The organism is Ornithinimicrobium sp., assembly GCF_035267225.1.
Lineage (GTDB): Bacteria > Actinomycetota > Actinomycetes > Actinomycetales > Dermatophilaceae > Ornithinicoccus.
In genome coordinates this window covers 1-2,568 of sequence record NZ_DATFMA010000070.1, presented here as the reverse complement: position 1 = coordinate 2,568, position 2,568 = coordinate 1, and the positions used below count along the sequence as shown (strand labels likewise).

General features: G+C 66.1%; 3 protein-coding genes. All 3 read right to left on the bottom strand.

All coding sequences use genetic code 11. From position 1 onward, the window contains the following. Positions 1–639, bottom strand: a 639-nt coding sequence (locus VJ976_RS06245; RefSeq protein WP_324099254.1) for an ABC transporter permease, incomplete at its 3' end; no start/stop codon positions are given. After that, positions 636–1,862, bottom strand: coding sequence for a betaine/proline/choline family ABC transporter ATP-binding protein (locus tag VJ976_RS06240; RefSeq protein ID WP_324099253.1), 1,227 nt, complete (start codon positions 1,860–1,862; stop codon positions 636–638). The genes VJ976_RS06245 and VJ976_RS06240, both read right to left, overlap by 4 nt. A gap of 7 nt (positions 1,863–1,869) precedes the next feature. Beyond that, positions 1,870–2,520 (bottom strand): ABC transporter permease, encoded by a 651-nt coding sequence (locus tag VJ976_RS06235; protein ID WP_324099252.1) that lies wholly within the window; start codon positions 2,518–2,520, stop codon positions 1,870–1,872. Positions 2,521–2,568 lie beyond the last annotated feature (48 nt).

Sequence of the window (2,568 nt, the reverse complement as noted above, 5' to 3'; positions counted from 1 at the left end):
CCCACCGATGAAGGTCACCAGCGTGGCCGTGCCGACGATCAGAACCAACGCGACCCTGATGCCGGCGACGATGACGGGCAGAGCCAACGGCAGCTCGACACGGATCAGCGTGGCCGCGCTGGACATGCCCATTCCCCGGCTGGCCTCGACCAACCGCGGGTCCACGCCTTGGAGGCCGGCCACGGTGTTGGCGACAATGGGCAGGACGCCGTAGATCACCAGGGCGATGATCGAGGCCTCGACGCCGAGCCCGAAGATGGCGGCCGAGATCCCGATCAGCCCGATGGCCGGCGCCGCCTGGCCGAACCCGGCGATCGTCATGATGGGCACCGCGAAGCGGCGTAGCGGGCCCCGGGTCAGCGCGATGCCCAGTGGCACGGCGATGAGCACCACGATGACGGTGGCGCTCAGCGCCACCGTCATGTGCTCGCGGAACAGGGTCGTCAGGTTGTCCGCCGAGAGCTGGACCCGCTCCGAGTCGTCGAGCTGCGCCGTGCGGACATAGATGAAGCAACCGATGAGCGCGGCCACGCAGATGACGGGCTGAGCCACCCACTGCAGGATGGAGGGCTTGTCCTCGGAGGGCCGCTGAGCCTCGACATCACCCTCCATGTCGATCTCAGTGGAGTCTGAGCTCATCGAGCGTCCTCCTCGATGTCTTCCACCGTCGTCTCCGAGGCGCCGACCTCGCCCTGCTGGATGGCCTGCATCGCGTCCATGATGGTCTCGGTGCGCACGACGCCTTCGTAGCGGTTCTTGGCCCCGGTGACGACGACGACGCGGTGCCTCGAGGTCAGCATCGTGTCGAGCGCATCGTTGAGCGTGGAGGTCATGCTGAGCACCTCCAGCTCATGGTCGCGCGAGACCTTCTCGATTCCGCCGGAGTTGACGTCCTCGATGGAGACCCAGCGCTGTGGCCGGTGTTTGTCGTCCAAGATCATGATGTGCGAGCGCCCGAGCTCCTCGGCCTTGGCCAGCGCGGCCGACGGGTCGTCGCCGATGTGCGCGTACGCCGCTTCGTCCAGCTTCACGTCTCGCACGCGGGTCAGGTTGAGCTGCTTGAGCGCCGACCCTGCGCCCACGAAACCACGCACGAAGTCGCTGGCGGGGTTGGTGAGGATCTGCTCCGGGGTGTCGTACTGCACGATCTCCGAGCCCACGTCGAGGATGGCGATCCGGTCGCCGAGCTTGACCGCCTCGTCGAAGTCGTGGGTGACGAACACGATGGTCTTGCGCAGCTCGACCTGCAGCCGCAGCAGCTCGTCCTGGAGACGTTGCCGGGTGATGGGGTCGACCGCTCCGAACGGCTCGTCCATGAGCAGGACCGGAGGGTCGGCAGCGAGCGCCCGCGCCACGCCCACACGCTGCTGCTGGCCGCCGGAGAGCTCCCGGGGGTACCGGTTCTTGTAGGTGTCCGGGTCGAGGGAGACGAGATCGAGCATCTCGTTCACCCGGTCCTCGACTCGCTTCTTGTCCCACTTGAGCAGGCGCGGCACCAGGGCGATGTTGTCGCCGACGGTGTAGTGCGGGAAGAGTCCCGCGCCCTGGATGACGTAACCCACGTGCCGCCGCAGCTCGTCGGGGTCCTTGTCGGTCACGTCCTCGTCACCGATGAGGATGCGCCCCTCGGTGGGCTCGATGAGGCGGTTGATCATCTTCATCGTGGTCGTCTTGCCGCAACCCGAGGGACCGACCAGCATGACGATCTCGCCGGCTGGGATGGTCATCTCCACGTTGTCGACAGCAGCTGAGGAGGTGCCGGGGTACCTCTTGGTCACCCCGTCGAGCACGATCTGCTCGCCGTGGACGGACTCTGAGCCCTCTGTCGAATTCTCGCGCTCGGTGGAGTCTTCTCTCGTCATGGTGGTGTCAGACACGGATACCCTTAGAGGTCGTGACCCGCTTGACGAGCGTCAGGGCGAGGTCGAGGACGATGGCAAGCAGGATGATGGCGACGGTGCCGAGGACGACCGACTCGGTGGCGTTGGCCCCACCGGTGCGGGAGATGCCCGAGAAGATGAAGTTGCCCAAGCCCGGTCCTTGGACGTAGGCAGCGATAGCGGCGATGCCCATGAGCATCTGGCCGGAGACGCGGACGCCGGTCATGATCACCGGCCAGGCCAACGGGATCTCCAGCCTCCGCAGGGTCGTGAAGCGGCTCATTCCCATGCCTTTGGCGGACTCGATCAGGGTTTGGTCCACCCCCTGCAGGCCGACGACGGCGTTGCGCATGATCGGCAACATCCCGTAGAAGACCAGCGCCAGCACCGAGAGCAACACGCCGTTAGGGATGAACCCGGTCAGCACCCCCAGCATCGCGAAGGACGGAATCGTCAGACCGACGGCGCTGAGCGCGTTGACGGTACCGCTGGCGGTGTTGGACCGATAGACCAGGACCGCGACGAGCACCCCGATCACCGTGGCGATGACCAGCACCTGGATCACCAGCCAGAGATGTTGCCACCCGTTGGCCGAGATGACCGCCCAGTTCTCCTGCACGAAAGTAAAGAAACTGCCCATAGCTCCCTCGTCGGCGGTCGGTCACGGGAGCCGTGAAGGTGCTGCGGC

Excerpts from the sequence above, each read along its gene's own strand:
- VJ976_RS06235 (WP_324099252.1), bottom strand. The coding sequence starts at position 2,520 with ATGGGCAGTTTCTTTACTTTCGTGCAGGAGAACTGGGCGGTCATCTCG.
- VJ976_RS06240 (WP_324099253.1), bottom strand. The coding sequence starts at position 1,862 with ATGACGAGAGAAGACTCCACCGAGCGCGAGAATTCGACAGAGGGCTCA.